Source organism: Tepidimonas ignava, from assembly GCF_004342625.1.
Lineage (GTDB): Bacteria > Pseudomonadota > Gammaproteobacteria > Burkholderiales > Burkholderiaceae_C > Tepidimonas > Tepidimonas ignava.
Genome location: NZ_SMAH01000003.1, coordinates 70,726 through 85,375, shown reverse-complemented (window position 1 = coordinate 85,375; position 14,650 = coordinate 70,726). Strand labels below are relative to the sequence as shown.

At 70.1% G+C, this 14,650-nt stretch carries 15 protein-coding genes and 1 tRNA gene; 8 read left to right on the top strand and 8 right to left on the bottom strand.

Annotated features, from left to right (window positions below; translation table 11 throughout):
- The first annotated feature begins 34 nt into the window (after nucleotides 1-34).
- The 5 genes from EDC36_RS02995 to EDC36_RS02975 all read left to right on the top strand — a co-directional run bounded on the left by EDC36_RS02995 (nucleotide 35) and on the right by EDC36_RS02975 (nucleotide 4,233).
- Nucleotides 35-128, top strand: a tRNA-Ser gene (locus EDC36_RS02995).
- Between the two features lie 114 nt (nucleotides 129-242).
- On the top strand, nucleotides 243-1,235 hold the full coding sequence (locus EDC36_RS02990; protein WP_132961780.1) for a Bug family tripartite tricarboxylate transporter substrate binding protein: 993 nt from the start codon (nucleotides 243-245) through the stop codon (nucleotides 1,233-1,235).
- Nucleotides 1,236-1,239: 4 nt separating this feature from the next.
- A complete protein-coding gene (locus tag EDC36_RS02985; RefSeq protein WP_132961779.1) occupies nucleotides 1,240-1,686 on the top strand; it encodes a tripartite tricarboxylate transporter TctB family protein in 447 nt (148 codons plus the stop codon).
- A 2-nt stretch (nucleotides 1,687-1,688) separates the two neighbouring features.
- Nucleotides 1,689-3,197: a tripartite tricarboxylate transporter permease gene (locus EDC36_RS02980; protein ID WP_132961778.1), complete on the top strand. Its 1,509-nt coding sequence runs from the start codon at nucleotides 1,689-1,691 to the stop codon at nucleotides 3,195-3,197.
- 4 nt (nucleotides 3,198-3,201) lie between these two features.
- On the top strand, nucleotides 3,202-4,233 hold the full coding sequence (locus tag EDC36_RS02975) for an asparaginase (RefSeq protein WP_165902795.1): 1,032 nt from the start codon (nucleotides 3,202-3,204) through the stop codon (nucleotides 4,231-4,233).
- Here the strand turns inward: EDC36_RS02975 and adk are convergent.
- From adk to EDC36_RS02945, 6 genes are all read right to left on the bottom strand, one after another.
- On the bottom strand, nucleotides 4,230-4,886 hold the full coding sequence (gene adk, locus EDC36_RS02970) for an adenylate kinase (RefSeq protein ID WP_132961776.1): 657 nt from the start codon (nucleotides 4,884-4,886) through the stop codon (nucleotides 4,230-4,232). The two genes, EDC36_RS02975 and adk, sit on opposite strands and share 4 nt — an antisense overlap.
- Nucleotides 4,887-5,029: 143 nt before the next feature.
- On the bottom strand, nucleotides 5,030-5,827 hold the full coding sequence (gene kdsB, locus EDC36_RS02965; protein ID WP_132961775.1) for a 3-deoxy-manno-octulosonate cytidylyltransferase: 798 nt from the start codon (nucleotides 5,825-5,827) through the stop codon (nucleotides 5,030-5,032).
- Nucleotides 5,824-6,048 carry a Trm112 family protein gene (locus EDC36_RS02960; protein WP_132961774.1) on the bottom strand — a complete coding sequence of 75 codons (225 nt, stop codon included), beginning with the start codon at nucleotides 6,046-6,048 and terminating at the stop codon, nucleotides 5,824-5,826. Before EDC36_RS02960 ends, kdsB begins: the two co-directional genes overlap by 4 nt.
- A gap of 8 nt (nucleotides 6,049-6,056) precedes the next feature.
- Entirely contained in the window at nucleotides 6,057-7,127 is a 1,071-nt protein-coding gene (lpxK, locus tag EDC36_RS02955) for a tetraacyldisaccharide 4'-kinase (RefSeq protein ID WP_132961773.1), read from the bottom strand.
- Entirely contained in the window at nucleotides 7,127-7,543 is a 417-nt protein-coding gene (locus tag EDC36_RS02950; protein ID WP_132961772.1) for an ExbD/TolR family protein, read from the bottom strand. The genes lpxK and EDC36_RS02950 overlap by 1 nt, the downstream gene beginning before the upstream one ends.
- Before the next feature lie 31 nt (nucleotides 7,544-7,574).
- A complete protein-coding gene (locus EDC36_RS02945) occupies nucleotides 7,575-8,210 on the bottom strand; it encodes a MotA/TolQ/ExbB proton channel family protein (RefSeq protein ID WP_132961771.1) in 636 nt (211 codons plus the stop codon).
- Nucleotides 8,211-8,322: 112 nt separating this feature from the next.
- Between EDC36_RS02945 and xseA the strand changes: the two genes are divergently transcribed.
- Nucleotides 8,323-9,702: an exodeoxyribonuclease VII large subunit gene (gene xseA, locus EDC36_RS02940; protein ID WP_143946023.1), complete on the top strand. Its 1,380-nt coding sequence runs from the start codon at nucleotides 8,323-8,325 to the stop codon at nucleotides 9,700-9,702.
- Nucleotides 9,703-9,792: 90 nt separating this feature from the next.
- Complete coding sequence (locus EDC36_RS13315) at nucleotides 9,793-10,383, top strand: superoxide dismutase (protein ID WP_143946024.1); 591 nt, start codon at nucleotides 9,793-9,795, stop codon at nucleotides 10,381-10,383.
- A gap of 25 nt (nucleotides 10,384-10,408) precedes the next feature.
- Here the strand turns inward: EDC36_RS13315 and EDC36_RS02935 are convergent, their stop codons facing one another.
- Nucleotides 10,409-10,909, bottom strand: coding sequence for a DUF192 domain-containing protein (locus EDC36_RS02935; protein ID WP_132961770.1), 501 nt, complete (start codon nucleotides 10,907-10,909; stop codon nucleotides 10,409-10,411).
- A 107-nt stretch (nucleotides 10,910-11,016) separates the two neighbouring features.
- On the opposite strand from EDC36_RS02935, the gene icd reads away from it, so the two are divergent.
- Nucleotides 11,017-12,270 carry an NADP-dependent isocitrate dehydrogenase gene (gene icd / locus EDC36_RS02930; RefSeq protein WP_132961769.1) on the top strand — a complete coding sequence of 418 codons (1,254 nt, stop codon included), beginning with the start codon at nucleotides 11,017-11,019 and terminating at the stop codon, nucleotides 12,268-12,270.
- A gap of 129 nt (nucleotides 12,271-12,399) precedes the next feature.
- Here icd and EDC36_RS02925 read toward each other — a convergent pair whose 3' ends face one another.
- Complete coding sequence (locus tag EDC36_RS02925; RefSeq protein ID WP_165902798.1) at nucleotides 12,400-14,637, bottom strand: methyl-accepting chemotaxis protein; 2,238 nt, start codon at nucleotides 14,635-14,637, stop codon at nucleotides 12,400-12,402.
- Nucleotides 14,638-14,650: the final 13 nt, after the last annotated feature.

Genomic DNA, 14,650 nt, shown 5'->3' with positions numbered 1-14,650 from the left:
CGCCCCCCAACTTCGGGCATAATGGCGGCTCTTCGGAGTGATGACCGAGAGGCCGAAGGTGCTCCCCTGCTAAGGGAGTATACGGGCTAAAACCCGTATCGAGGGTTCGAATCCCTCTCACTCCGCCAGCCAACCCCGCCCGCCGTGACGCGCGCGGGGTTTTGTCGTTATGGGCGCTATCATCGCCCCTCACGTGCGGGTTGGTGCGCGTGACATGCGCAGATGACGAGGAGACGCGATCGATGAACGTTGGCAAGGGATTGACGCGGCGCAGCCTTGTGTTGGGGGCGGCCGGTGGCGCGTTGTCACCATGGGCCGTGGCGCAAGGCGGGGGTGTGACCGCCTGGCCGCAGCGCCCCCTGCGGCTGGTGGTGGGCTTCCCACCGGGGTCGTCGCCCGACACCACCGCGCGTACCCTGGCTGAGCCCCTGGCCGCCCGCCTGGGGCAACCGGTGGTGGTGGACAACCGGCCCGGCGCCGCCGGCAACATCGCCGCCGATGCGGTCGCGCGCGCCACCGATGGCCACACGTTGGGGCTGATGATCAACGGCAACCTGACCGTGGCCAAACTGCTCAACCCCGCCACGCCCTACGACCCGCACACCGACCTGGCCCCCGTGAGCCTGCTGGTCAAAGCCCCGTTGGTGCTGTGTGCCGGACCCCAGGTGCAGGCGCGCGGCGCGGCGGTGTGGGCGGCGGCGCAGCAGGCCGGTGATCGCTGGAACTATGGCTCGCCCGGCGTGGGGACGTTGGCGCATTTGGGAATGGAGCTGTTGCAAAGCCGTGCCGGCTGGCGCGCGGTGCACGTACCGTTCCCTGGCAACCCACAGGTCATCCAGGCGATGCTGCGCGGCGAAGTGCACTTGGCCTTGTTGCCGCCGGGCCTGGCCCTGCAGCAGGCCGAGACGGGCAGGCTGCAGGCGGTTGCGGTGACCAGTGGCGGGCGCAGCCCACTGGCGCCGCACGTGCCCTCACTGGCCGAGGTGGGCTTGCCCGACGTTGAGCTGGAGGTGTGGAACGCCGTGGCCGCACCGCGCGCCATGGCCGCAGCCCACGTGGCCCGAGTGGCCAATGCGCTGGTGGACGTGGTTCGGCAGCCCGACATCCGGGCCAAGCTGTTTCAGCAGGGGTGGCAGGTCGTGGGGACGAGTCCGGAAGGGTTGGCGCGTCGCATCGCCAGCGACACCGCGCGCATGCGTGAGGTGATCGAGCGCCTGAACCTGCGCGTGGGGTGAGTGGATGAAACGAGACGTACGCGATGTGCTGGGCGGCGCCCTGATGGTGGCCGTGGGTGCGGGGGCGGCGCTGTACGCGCAGCAGCACTACGAGCTGGGTGAGCTGCGCAACATGGGGCCAGGGTTTTTCCCGGTGGCGCTGGGCTGGCTGCTGGCCGCGCTGGGGGTGCTGATTGCGCTGCCGGCGCTGTTGCGGGGGGGTGAGCCGATCGTGCTGGCGGGGCGGGCCGCCGTGGCGGTGCTGGGGTCGCTGGTGGTGTTCGGGCTGTTGCTCAAACCGGCCGGGTTGGTGCTGGCCACGGTGGCGGCGGTGCTGCTGGCCTCGTTGGCCGATGCCCGCTACCGCTGGCGCACGCGGCTGCTGACGGCGGGGGTGATCGCTGCGTTGGCGTGGTTGATCTTTATCGCGGGCTTGGGCATGGTGTTGCCCACGTGGCCCTGGAGCGCCTGATCATGGACGTCGTACAAGGACTGCTCTACGGGCTGCAGCAGGCCCTGCAGCCGATGATGCTGCTGTACTGCTTCATCGGTGTGTTCATCGGCACGCTCATCGGCGTGCTGCCGGGCATTGGTGCGATGGCCACCATCTCGCTGCTGTTGCCGGTCACGTACCACATCCCGCCCACGGCGGCCATCATCATGCTGGCGGGGGTGTACTACGGGGCGCAGTACGGCGGCTCCACCGCGTCGATCCTGCTCAACCTGCCCGGCACGCCTTCGTCGGCCGTGACCTGCTTGGACGGCTACCAGATGGCCAAGCAGGGGCGCGCCGGGGTGGCGCTGTTCATGACGACCATCGCTTCCTTCATCGGCTCGATGTTGGGCGTGGCGATCCTGGCCGGTTTTGCCCCTGCCATTGCCGAGGTGGGCCTGAAGTTTGGCCCGGCGGAGTACTTTGCCATGATGGCGCTGGGGCTGCTGGCGGCTTCGACGTTGGCCTCGGGATCGCCGATCAAGGGTTTGGCGATGGTGGTGCTGGGGCTGCTGCTGGGTACCGTGGGCACGGACGTCAACTCGGGCGTGGCGCGCTTTCACTTCGACGTGCCTGAGCTCATGGACGGCATCAACATCGTGGCGCTGGCCATGGGGCTGTTTGGCATTGCCGAGGTGGTGGGCTCGGTCAACCAGCCGCGCGAAGGGCACATGACCGGCTCGATCCGCCTGCGTGACATGCTGCCCACCGGCGAGGACTGGCGCCGCTCGTGGCTGCCGATGTTGCGCGGCACCGGCATCGGGTCGTTTTTTGGGGCGTTGCCAGGCACGGGGGCGTCGATCGCCTCGTTCATGGCCTACGCGGTGGAAAAGCGCATGGCCAAAGAGCCCAGCCGGTTTGGCCGTGGCGCCATTGAGGGCGTGGCGGCGCCGGAGGCGGCCAACAACGCCGCGGCGCAAACGGCGTTCGTGCCCACGCTGTCGCTGGGCATCCCGGGCGATGCGGTGATGGCGCTGATGCTGGGCGCGCTCATCATCCACGGCATCCAGCCCGGGCCGCTGCTGATGAGCAACCAGCCCGATCTCTTTTGGGGGCTGATCGTCAGTTTTGCCATCGGCAACATCCTGCTCGTCATCCTCAACTTGCCGCTGGTGGGCATGTGGGTGGCGATTTTGCGCATTCCGTACCACGTGCTGTACCCGGCGATTTTGGTGTTCATCGCGCTGGGCACCTACAGCGTCAACAACAACGTCTTTGACATTTACATGGTGGCGGCCATCGGGGCGGTGGGCTACCTGTTGGCGGTGCTGCGGTTTGAAGCGGCGCCGCTGATGCTGGGCTTTGTGCTGGGGCCGCTGATGGAAGAAAACCTGCGCCGCGCGCTGCTGCTGTCGCGGGGCGATGCGGCCATTTTCATCGAGCGGCCCATCAGCGCAGGTTTTTTGGCGGTGGGGGCGGCGCTGTTCCTGTGGAGCGTGTGGGGCATGCTGCGCCGCACGCTGCGCGAGCGCGAGCGCGCGGAGGGCTGACCGCGTGGACACCAACGGGCGCACGCTGCGGGTGCTGGGCACCGGTGGCACGATCGCCGGGCGGGCCGCCCAGGCGCACGACGTGGTGGGCTACCAGGCCGGCGTGGTGCCGGTGCAGGCGCTGTTGCAGGGCATCGCGTGCCCTGCAGGCTGGCGGCTGCAGGCGCAACAGGTGGCCAACGTGGACAGCAAGGACATGGACCGCGCCGTGTGGCAGGCCTTGCTGCGCGCGGTGCAGGACGCGCTGGACGATGCCGACGTGGGTGCGGTGGTGGTGACGCACGGCACCGACACGATGGAGGAGACCGCGTGGCTGCTGCAGGCCGTGCTGGCGCCCACCAAGCCGGTGGTGCTGACCGGCGCGATGCGGCCGGCCTCGGCGGCGGTGCCGGACGGCCCGCAAAACCTGACCGATGCGCTGGCGTTGGCCACCGACACCCAAGCGTTGGCGGCCGGCGGCGTGTGGGTCACGTTGGCCGGGCGGGTGTTCGATGCGGTGGCGGTGCGCAAAGTGCATCCGCTGCGCGCCGACGCGTTCGGCGCCGGGGACGCTGGACCGTGCGCCTGGGTCGAGGCGGGCCGCGTGCGTTGGTGCGCTGCGCCCGTGCCGGGGTCCTGGGGTGATGATGGCGCGTGGCCGCGCGACGCTGCCTGGCGCCACGCCGTGCTGCACGCACCGGCGTGGCCGCGGGTGGAGTGGATCACCAGCCACGCCGACCACGACGGGGCGATCGTGCGCGCCCTGCTGGCGCAGCGGCAACGCGCCCTGGCCGGGCAGGACGACGACGCGCCGCTGCAGGGGTTGGTGGTGGCCGGCACCGGCAACGGCTCGCTGCACCGGCGGCTGGCGGCGGCACTGACCGACGCCGAGGCGCAAGGGGTGCGGGTGTGGGTGACGACGCGCTGCGCGCAGGGCCAGGTAATGGTGGCCCACGCGGGCCGCGCGCATCCCGCGTTCACAGTGACGACGCTGCCGCCGGCCAAAGCGCGGCTGGCGCTGGCGTTGCGGCTGCTGGCAACGCCGCGGGCCGGTTAGCTGGCCAGCGCCTCGAACACGCGCTGGGTGATTTCCTCCACCGCGCCCACACCGCTGATGCGACGGTAGCGCGGCGCTTGCTCGGGGTCGCGCTCGGCCCAGCTACGGTAGTAGTCCACCAGTGGGCGGGTTTGCGCGGCGTACACGTCCAGGCGCTTGCGCACGGTTTCTTCTTTGTCGTCGTCACGCTGGATCAGATCTTCGCCGGTGACGTCGTCCTTGCCCGGTACCTTGGGCGGGTTGTAGCGGATGTGGTAGGTGCGCCCGGAGGCAGGGTGCACGCGCCGGCCGCTCATGCGTTCGATGATGGCGTCGAACGGCACGTCGATCTCCAGCACGTAGTCGAGCTTGACGCCCGCCTGGCGCATCGCTTCGGCCTGGGGGATGGTGCGCGGGAAGCCGTCGAACAGAAAGCCGTTGGCGCAGTCCGGCTGCGCGATGCGGTCTTTGACCAACCCGATGATGATGTCGTCGCTGACCAGGCCGCCGGCGTCCATGACCTGCTTGGCCGCCAAGCCCAGCGGGGTGCCGGCCTTGACCGCCGCACGCAGCATGTCACCGGTGGAAATCTGGGGGATGCCGTACTTCTGGCAGATGAACGCGGCTTGCGTGCCTTTGCCAGCGCCCGGAGCGCCCAGCAGGATCAGTCTCATGGGTTTCCTTTGCTCGTCTGGTGGGTTGGACCGCTCGACGTGCCGCGCCCTGTCTCCTCAGGCTGGGTGCGCTGGCCGCCAGCGCGCAAGAATAGCATGCGCTGCCCGACACAGGCTTACAGCGGCCGCCATACCGGCCGGGGTTATCGGCGCGCCGCGTGCCGCGCCGCCCACAAGGCACGCACGCGGGCCAGGTCGTCGGGGGTGTCCACCCCGGGGCCAGGGGCTTCGGGTGTGATGTGCACCGCGATGCGCTGGCCGTGCCACAGCACACGCAGCTGCTCCAGCGCTTCGCACTGCTCCAGCGGCGCCGGCGGCAGGGTCGGGAAGGTGCGCAAAAACCCGGCCCGGTAGGCGTACAGCCCGATGTGGCGCAGCGGACGCAACCCGGCGGGCCAAGCGCACAGGTCCAACGCGTCGTCGTGGCGCGGCGCATCGCGCCACCAGGGGATGGGGGCGCGGCTGAACAGCAGCGCCGTCTCGCGCGCGTCCAGCACGACCTTGACCACGTTGGGGTTGAACAACTCGGCCGCGTCGCTCAGCGGGTGCGCGGCGGTGGCCATCGCGCAGTCCGGACGGTCATGCAACCGCTGCGCCACGGCTTGCAACAGCGCAGGGTCGATGAGCGGCTCATCGCCTTGGACGTTGACGACGATCGCGTCGTCGGGCAGGCCCAGCCGCGCCACCGCTTCGGCCAGGCGGTCGCTGCCGCTGGGGTGGTCGGGGCGGGTCAGCAGCGCATCGACGCCGGCGCGGGTGCAGGCTTCAACGATGGCGGCGTCGTCGGTGGCGACGGTGCAACTGAGCGCGCCACTGGCGCGTGCGCGTTCGGCCACGCGCACGACCATGGGGGCGCCGCCGATGTCGGCCAGTGGCTTGTCGGGCAGGCGGGTGGAGGCACGCCGTGCCGGGATCAGGGCGTGAAAGGGCGGCGGCGTCATGCGCTGGCAGCGGGCGGTGCGCTGGGGCGCGGCGGGGCGAGGCGATCCAATTCGGCTTCGTCCAGCGCGCGGGCTTCGTTTTCCAGCAGGATGGGGATGCCGTCGCGGATAGGGTAGGCCAGGCGCGCGCCGCGCGAGACGAGTTCGCCGGTTTCGCGCGCGTACACCAGCGGGCCCTTGGTCACGGGGCACACCAGCAGCTCAAGCAGCTTGGGGTCCATGTTCGGCATCATAGCGCGCGCGGGCGCGGTTGGCCCGCCGTGGCCAGCCAGGCGTCGAGGGCGTCGAGCCATGCGGCCGAGGGGACCACCTCCAGCGGCACGGCCCATACGCCGACGCCCTCGGGCAGGTCGGCGGGGCGCAGTTTGATGGCGTCTTTTTCGGTGCACAGCCACTGGCGCGGCCCGCCCGCGGTCACCGCGGCGTGCAAGGCCGCGCGCAACTGCGCGGTCGGGGCGTGGTCCGCCAGTGGCACGGTGGCCGCCAGCGGCACGCCCTGCGCCTGCAACGCCGCGAAAAACGCCGCGGGGCGGGCGATGCCCGCCAGCGCCCCGATCGCTTCGGGCGTGCTGCGCCAATGCGCCATCGGTCGACGCGTGCCATCCAGCGCCACCGTTTCAGGCGCCAGCCGCCGCTGGGCGGCGAATTCGGGGTAGGGGTGCGCCGCCGGGGGATGGCTGGCCGGCTCGGTGCGCAGCACCCACACGGTGGGCGCGGGCGCGCGGCGCAGCGGCCACGGTTCGCGCAACGGCCCGGCGGGCAGCAGCCAGCCGTTGCCCACGTCCCGTGCGTCGAACACCACCAGCGCCGCGTCGGCGGCCAGGCGCCAGTGTTGCAAGCCGTCGTCGGCCACGACGATGTCCACCTCCGGGTGGCGCTGCAGCAACCGCCGCACCGCGGCCACGCGGTCGCGCCCCACCGCGACCGGCACGCCGGTGGCGCGCGCCAGCAGCACCGGCTCGTCGCCGCAACGCGCCGGGTCGGGGTCGTCGGCCACCAGCCGCGCGCTGCCGTCGGCCGCGGGCGCACCGTAGCCGCGCGCCACGATACCGGGGTGGCGGCCGCGCCGACGCAGGTGTTGCACCAGCGCCGCGGTCGTGGGGGTTTTGCCAGCGCCGCCGGCGACGACATTGCCCACCACCAACACCGGCACCGGCGCGCGCCACGGCCGCCGCCATCCGAGGCGCCATAGCCCGCGCCGCACCCCCAGCAGCGCCGCGTACAGCAGCGCCAGCGGGTACAAGCCCACCGCCGCAGCCGTGCGGCGCTGCCACAGCCGCGTCCAATCGATGGCCGCCATCACGGCCCGCTGCGCTGGGTGGCAAACGTGATCTGCACCAAGCCCGCTTGCCGCGCCGCGTCCAGCACGTCCACCACGGCCTGGTGGGTGGCGGCGGCGTCGGCCTGGATGACCAGCAGCGGCTCAGGCGTCGCTTCGGCCGCGCGGCGCAGCGCCGCCACCAGCGCGGCCACGCTGCGCTCGGGCAGCACGTTGTCTTGCACCGCCACGCGCCCGTCGGCGGCCACGGCCACGGTGATTTCACGGCGTACCTGGGGGGGCGGCTCAGCGTCGGCCTGCGGCAGGTTGACCTGCAGCGCCGTGGCCTGGCTGAAGGTGGTGGTCAACATCAAAAAGATGAGGATCACCAGCAGCACGTCGATGAACGGGATCAGGTTGATCTCCGGCTCGTCGCGTTCCCCGTGGCGAAAGTTCATCGTGGCACTCCCGGAGGGCGGGTCGGGTTGCTCAGCGGCGCAGCGTCAGCAGGTGGTGCACGAAGCGCTCGGCGGCCAGCTCCAGCTCCAGCAGCAGCGCGTCGGCGCGCGCACGGTAGATGCGCCAAAAAATGAGCGCCGGCACCGCGATGATCAGACCAAAGGCGGTGTTGTACAGCGCCACCGAGATGCCGTGCGCCAGTTGCGCCGGGTTGCCGCCACCGGGCAGCAAACCGCCCGGGCCGGCTTGCGAGCCAAAAATTTCAATCATGCCGATGACCGTGCCCAGCAGACCCAACAACGGCGCGGCCGAGGCCACCGTGGCCAGCGCGCCGAGGTAGCGCTGCAGGCGGGCCGCGGCGCGGCGGCCGGCGCCTTCCAGCGCGGCGCGCAGCTCGGCTTGCGTGGCCTGTGGGTGGTGGTGCAGCGCCAGCAGGCCCGCGGCCAGCACCTCGCCCAGCAGCGAGTGCTGGGCAAGCTGCTCGATGACGTTGAGCGGCGGCACGCCGTGGCGCGACGCGGTGATGGCCTCGTCCAGCAAGCCCGCGGGGGCGACGCGCGCGCGCCGCAGGCTCCAGGCGCGCTCCAGAATCAGCGCCAGCCCTATGACCGAGCACGCGATCAAAAACCCGATGGGCCAACCGGCGGCCTGTATGATCGACAGCAACGCTATCCTCCTCTCCACGTGCGGGGAGTGACGGTGGCGCATTATCACCGACACCTGCTGCCGTGCGTGTTCATCGGGCCACGGCACCGCCCGCGTTGATGTGACCTCGACCATGCCGCTTTCGACCTACACGGACCCCGCCGACGCGCCGGTGTGGACGGTCGGTGCGCTGGTGGCCGCGCTGGCCGACGCGCTGCGGGCGCGCTTCAACCCCGTCCAGGTCGAAGGGGAGGTGGCCGGCTGCACGCAAGCCAGCAGCGGGCACGTGTATTTCACGCTCAAAGACGAGCAGGGCCAACTGCGCTGCGCGCTGTTTCGGCGCGTCGCGCAGGCCAGCGCCGTGACGCTGCGCGACGGTTTGCGCGTGCGCCTGCTGGGGCGGCTCGACGTGTACGCGCCGCGCGGGGATTTGCAGCTCATCGTCGAGCGGGTGCAGCTGGCCGGGCAAGGCGCTTTGTACGAACAGTTTGTGCGCCTGAAGGCGGCGCTGGCGGCCGAAGGGTTGTTCGACAGCGCGCGCAAGCGTCCACTGCCGCCGTACCCGGAAAGCCTGGGCGTGGTCACGTCGCTGGACGCGGCCGCCTTGCGCGACGTCGCCACCACGCTGGCGCGCCGTGCGCCGCACCTGCCGGTGCGCCTGTACCCGGCTGCGGTGCAGGGGCCCCAGGCGCCGGCGCAACTGTGCGCGGCGCTGCAGCGCGCCTACGCCGATTTTGTGGCCTGCGGCGCCCCGCAGGTGGTGCTGCTGGTGCGTGGGGGTGGCTCGTTGGAAGACCTGTGGGCCTTCAACGACCCCGAGTTGGTGCGCACCATCGTGCGCGCGCCGATGCCGGTGGTGTGCGGTGTGGGGCACGAGACCGACGTGACGCTGGCCGACTTTGCCGCCGACGTGCGTGCGCCGACGCCCACCGCCGCGGCCGAGCTGTGCGCGCCGGCGCGCGCCGACCTGCTGCAACGCTGGGCGCAGCAGCGTGAGCGCTTGCGCGACGCGGTGCGCCGCCATCTGGACACCCAGGCGCAGCGTGTGGACCGCTTGGCGCTGCGCATCGGGCGGCCGTCGCAGCGGCTGGCGCAACAGCGCCAGTGGCTGCAGGCGGTGCAGCACCGCGCCCAGCGTGCCGTGCAGCGTGCGCTGCAACGGCAGCACGAACGCTTGCGCACCTCGGCGGCGCGGCTGCCCGCGTTGCCGGCGACGCGCCTGGCGGTGGCGCGCCAGCAATGGCTGGCGCAGCAGCGGCGCCTGCCCCGCGCCGTGGACGCGCTGCTGCACCAACACACCCAGCGGCTGCAGCGCTGGCAGGCGCAACTGGCGCTGCTGGACCCGCAGCGGGTGTTGCAGCGGGGTTATGCGCTGGTCACCGGACCGGACGGCCGCGTGCTGCTGGACGCAACCCAGGCCCCGCTGGGGGCGCGGGTGCGCGTGCGGCTGGCGCGCGGGGCGCTGGCGGCGCGGGTGGAGCAGCACGTGGATGGCGCTGCCGACGCGCCCTGAGCGTGGCCCCACGGGGTGCGTGGACTCGCCGGCCTTGCCTACAATGTTTGCCCGTTACCCTTTTGTAACCGTCACGAGCGAGGAACGACCATGGAACACACACTGCCGCCGCTGCCGTTTGCCATCGACGCGCTGGAGCCGTACTACTCCAAGGAAACGCTGGAGTACCACCACGGCAAGCACCACAACGCCTACGTGGTCAACCTCAACAACCTGCAAAAGGGCACCGAGTTCGAATCGATGTCGCTGGAGGACATCGTTCGCAAGGCGCCCAACCCCGGCCCGATCTACAACAACGCCGCGCAGGTCTGGAACCACACGTTCTTCTGGAACTGCATGAAGCCCAACGGCGGTGGTGAGCCCACCGGCGCGTTGGCCGACGCCATCCGCGCCAAATGGGGCAGCTACGCCGCGTTCCGCGAGGCGTTTGTCAAGAGCGCCGTGGGCAACTTCGGGTCCGGCTGGACGTGGCTGGTCCAAAAGCCCGATGGCAGCCTGGACATCGTCAACATGGGCGCGGCCGGCACGCCGCTGACCACCGGCGACAAGCCGCTGCTGACCGTGGACGTGTGGGAGCACGCCTACTACATCGACTACCGCAACCTGCGGCAAAAGTTTGTCGAAACCTTCCTCGACAAACTGGTCAACTGGGAGTTTGTGCAGGCCAATTTCGCGGGGTGACCCGCAAGGCTTGGGCGCCGCGCCGTCAGCGCTGCGGCGCCTGAAACGGCGGCCCGGCCAGCCGAAAGCCGGGCCCGATGCCGCGCTGGCGGAACCAACCCTGCGCCATTTCCAGCACGTAGCGCACCGGCTCGTTGGAGCAGTGGCTGGTTTCGTCCAGCGGGCGCATGTCGGCCAGGTTGACGATGCGGCCATCGTCGGCGACGAAGGCGGCCGTCAAGGGCACGTAGGTGTTTTTCATCCAGAAGCACTGCACCGCCGGCGCCTCGAACACAAACAGCATGCCTTCGTTGGGGCCGAGCTCGCGCCGCCACATCAGGCCGGTGGCGCGTTGCGCGTGCGTGGCGGCCACTTGCGCGTGGATCAGGTGCATGCCAGCGCGCAGCGTCACGCGCGGCAAATCGCGCTGAGGGGCCTCGGCCACACCCTGCGCGCACGCGCTCGCCACCGCCCAGGCGGCCGCAGCGGCGACCAAGCCACGGCGCTGCACGCGGCGCCACGACGACGAGGGGGTTGCGCGAGGCATGGCAAGCTGTCAGGTTCGTAACGGTTTTGTCGCTAGAATTTTGGCATACCTCCACCGTGGCCAAGAGCCGCGGTGGCCCGCAGCAGACCCTCGGAGACCCTGTCCCCATGTACCAACACATCCGCGTACCCGCCGACGGCGCCAAGATCACGGTCAACCCGGACATGTCACTCAACGTGCCGGACAACCCCATCATCCCCTACATCGAGGGTGATGGCACCGGGGTGGACATCACGCCGGTGATGATCAAGGTGGTCGACGCCGCGGTGGCCAAGGCCTACGGCGGCAAGCGCAAGATCCACTGGATGGAAGTCTACGCGGGTGAAAAGTCCACCCGTGTGTACGGCCCAGACGTGTGGCTGCCGGATGAGACGCTGGCCGCGCTGAAAGAGTTCGTCGTTTCGATCAAGGGCCCGCTGACCACCCCGGTGGGCGGTGGCATCCGTTCGCTCAACGTGGCGCTGCGCCAGGAGCTGGACCTGTACGTGTGCCTGCGCCCGGTGCGCTACTTCAAGGGCGTGCCCAGCCCGCTGAAGGAGCCGGAAAAGACCGACATGGTCATCTTCCGCGAAAACTCCGAGGACATCTACGCCGGCATCGAATACCCGGCCCAGAGCGACAAGGCCAAAAAGCTCATCAAGTTCCTGCAAGAAGAGCTGGGGGTGACCAAGATCCGCTTCCCCGAAACGTCGGGCATCGGCATCAAGCCCGTCAGCCAGGAAGGCACCGAGCGCCTGGTGCGCAAAGCCATCCAGTACGCCATCGACAACGACAAGCCCAGCGTGACGCTTGTGCACAAGGGCAACATCATGAAGTACACCGAAGGCGCCTTCCGCGACTGGGGCTACGCGCTGGCCAAGCGTGAGTTCGGCGCGGTGGAGATCGACGGCGGCCCGTGGTGCAAGTTCACCAACCCCAAAACGGGCAAAGACATCATCATCAAAGACTCGATCGCCGACGCGTTCCTGCAGCAGATCCTGCTGCGTCCGGCCGAGTACTCGGTGATCGCCACGCTCAACCTCAACGGCGACTACATCTCCGACGCGTTGGCGGCGCAGGTGGGCGGCATTGGCATCGCGCCCGGGGCCAACCTGTCCGACTCGGTGGCGTGCTTCGAAGCCACGCACGGCACCGCGCCCAAGTACGCCGGCAAGGACTACGTCAACCCCGGGTCCGAAATCCTGTCGGCCGAAATGATGCTGCGCCACATGGGCTGGAAGGAGGCCGCCGACCTCATCATCGTGTCGATGGAGCGCGCCATCCAGTCGAAGAAGGTGACCTACGACTTTGCCCGCCTGATGGAGGGCGCGACGCAGGTGTCGTGCTCGGGCTTTGGTCAGGTCATGATCGACAACATGTAAGCCCAGGCCGCGGCGGGGCTTCGCCCCGCGGGCTGTGGCGGCGCTGATCCCACAACCAGGGCTGGCGGGGCAACCCGCCAGCCCTTGCTCGTTGGTGGGGCGTTGGGGTGCCCCGGCGGCTGTGCCCCGTCAGAAGGTTTCCCAGTCGTCGTCGCTGGCGTTGGCCGACGGTTGGCCCCCCGGCGCCGAGCGCGCGGGCGGCGTCGAGGGTTGTGCGGAGGGCGTCGGTGAGGCTGGCGCGCTCGAAGGGGCGCCGTGGTGGCGCGGCGCGGGCTGCACCAGCCGCAGGGGTTTCGACGCTGCTGGCTTGGGCGCCGGGGCCGAGGTGTGGGAGGGCGCCGGGGGCGACGATGTGGCTGGACCGGCTCCGGCCATCGGCAGCGCGGCGGAGGCCGCCTGCGCGGCGACGTCGAACGCTTGCAAGGCTTGCAGCAGGGCTTGCGCCTGCTGCTGCAAGCTGGCCGCGGCGGCCGAGGCTTGCTCGACCAGCGCGGCGTTTTGCTGGGTCATCTGGTCGAGTTGGCCCATGGCGGCGTTGACCTGGGCGATGTTGTCGCTTTGTTCGGCGGTGGAGGCGCTGACCTCGCCGATCAGGTCGGCCACGCGTTGGATGGACTGCACGACCTCGGCGATGGTGGCGCCGGAATGCTGCACCTGCTGGCTGCCGTTGCGCACGGCGGTCACGCTTTCTTCGATCAATGCTTTGATTTGCCGCGCCGCTTCGGCGCTGCGCTGGGCCAGGCTGCGCACCTCGCCGGCCACGACGGCAAAGCCCCGGCCCGCTTCGCCGGCGCGGGCGGCTTCGACGGCGGCGTTGAGCGCCAGGATGTTGGTCTGGAACGCGATGCTGTCGATGACGCTGGTGATGTCGGCGATGCGCTGGCTGCTGGCCTCAATGGCCTGCATCGAGGCCACGGCCTGCTGCACCTCGTGTCCGCCGGTGCGCGCGCTTTCGGCGGCCTGCATCGCCAGTTGGTTGGCCGTGCGCGCGGTGTCGGCACCCTGGCGCACGGCGTCGGTCAGGCTGGCCAGGCTGGCGGTGGTTTGCTCCAGGCTGGCCGCAGCGCGCTCGGTGCGCTCGGACAGATCCTGATTGCCTTGCGCGATCTCGATGGCGCCGTTGGCCACCCCCGTGCTGGCCTGGTGCACGCGCTGCACCACGTCCAGCCAGGTGCGGCGCATCGCCTCCGTGGCCCGCATCAGAACGCCAAACTCGTCGCGGCCCCCTGCCGGTATGGCCACCGACAGCCGCCCCTGCGCCAACGCGCCCAGGGCGGCCACCACGCTGTGCAGCGGGCGCATCAGCCGTGTGCGCACAAACCAGGCCAACAGCACGGCCACCACCGCCCCGCTGAACGCCACCAGGCTCCACAAATGAAGCATGTCGTCACGCGATGCGCGGGTTGTCTCGGCATCCCGCTCGGCGGCCAGCACCACCCAGTGCCAGGCTGGGAAGTGCCGCCACACCAGATTGACCGGCCCTGACCCTTCAAGCCCCTGAAGGTCGGCCACCTCCAGCACGCCGTCGGTTTGGCCCTGTTGGGTGGCTTCGCGCAACCGCTGCAGCAGCGCGTCGTCCGCGCCAAGTTTGGGCAGGTCACGCCCGTACCATTGGCCTGCCCGCGCACCCTGCGAGATATCCAACGCGGCAAAGATCAGCCGATCCCGGTTGATGGCCTTGAGCAGCCGGGTCAGTACGCCCAGCTCGTTGTTGAGGTCGTAACCCACGAACAGGATGCCGGCCACCTGGCCGTCGATCTTGATGGGCTGGTACACCGTCATGTAGCTGCGTCCGAACAGCACCGCGCGGCCGACGTAGCGGGTGCCGGCCATCATGGCGGCGTAGGCGGGGTGGTCCTTGCCCAGCAGCGTGCCCACCGCGCGGCTGCCGTCTTCCTTGGTCAGGCTGGTGGTGATGCGCCGGAAATCGTCGCCTTCGCGTTCGAAGATGGTGGCCACGCCGCCGCTGCGCTGCGCGAACAGGTCCACCATCGTGAAGTCGCCTGCCAACGCTTGCCCGTACAGGGTGAGGGTGCGCTTGCCATCCACCTCCGACCACGACAGCGCCACGCTGGGCACCAGTTGCTCGAATTCGGCGTACAGGCGCTGCGCATTGCGCTTGCCGGATTCGTCCACCTGCTCGATGACGGCGGCCACCGTGGCAATACGTTCGCCCAGCTCGTCCAGGCGTGCTTGCCGCTCGTCGCGGTACATGCTGACGCTGAACCAGACCAAACCGATGACGAGGATCAGCCCGGCTACCGCCAGCAGCAGGGCGACTTGGACGCCGATGCGGTGGCGCCAAGGTACCACAGCTTGATGGGGCGCAGGCAACGTACCCAGGTTGGCCGACGTTGATGGTGACATGAACCGTTCTCCT

What these genes read in the sequence shown, in the direction of transcription:
- EDC36_RS02925 (WP_165902798.1), bottom strand. Translation starts at nt 14,637, where the DNA reads ATGTCACCATCAACGTCGGCCAACCTGGGTACGTTGCCTGCGCCCCAT.
- EDC36_RS02960 (WP_132961774.1), bottom strand. Translation starts at nt 6,048, where the DNA reads ATGGACCCCAAGCTGCTTGAGCTGCTGGTGTGCCCCGTGACCAAGGGC.
- icd (WP_132961769.1), top strand. Translation starts at nt 11,017, where the DNA reads ATGTACCAACACATCCGCGTACCCGCCGACGGCGCCAAGATCACGGTC.
- EDC36_RS13315 (WP_143946024.1), top strand. Translation starts at nt 9,793, where the DNA reads ATGGAACACACACTGCCGCCGCTGCCGTTTGCCATCGACGCGCTGGAG.
- EDC36_RS02935 (WP_132961770.1), bottom strand. Translation starts at nt 10,909, where the DNA reads ATGCCTCGCGCAACCCCCTCGTCGTCGTGGCGCCGCGTGCAGCGCCGT.
- EDC36_RS02990 (WP_132961780.1), top strand. Translation starts at nt 243, where the DNA reads ATGAACGTTGGCAAGGGATTGACGCGGCGCAGCCTTGTGTTGGGGGCG.
- kdsB (WP_132961775.1), bottom strand. Translation starts at nt 5,827, where the DNA reads ATGACGCCGCCGCCCTTTCACGCCCTGATCCCGGCACGGCGTGCCTCC.
- lpxK (WP_132961773.1), bottom strand. Translation starts at nt 7,127, where the DNA reads ATGGCGGCCATCGATTGGACGCGGCTGTGGCAGCGCCGCACGGCTGCG.
- EDC36_RS02950 (WP_132961772.1), bottom strand. Translation starts at nt 7,543, where the DNA reads ATGAACTTTCGCCACGGGGAACGCGACGAGCCGGAGATCAACCTGATC.
- EDC36_RS02985 (WP_132961779.1), top strand. Translation starts at nt 1,240, where the DNA reads ATGAAACGAGACGTACGCGATGTGCTGGGCGGCGCCCTGATGGTGGCC.
- xseA (WP_143946023.1), top strand. Translation starts at nt 8,323, where the DNA reads ATGCCGCTTTCGACCTACACGGACCCCGCCGACGCGCCGGTGTGGACG.
- adk (WP_132961776.1), bottom strand. Translation starts at nt 4,886, where the DNA reads ATGAGACTGATCCTGCTGGGCGCTCCGGGCGCTGGCAAAGGCACGCAA.
- EDC36_RS02980 (WP_132961778.1), top strand. Translation starts at nt 1,689, where the DNA reads ATGGACGTCGTACAAGGACTGCTCTACGGGCTGCAGCAGGCCCTGCAG.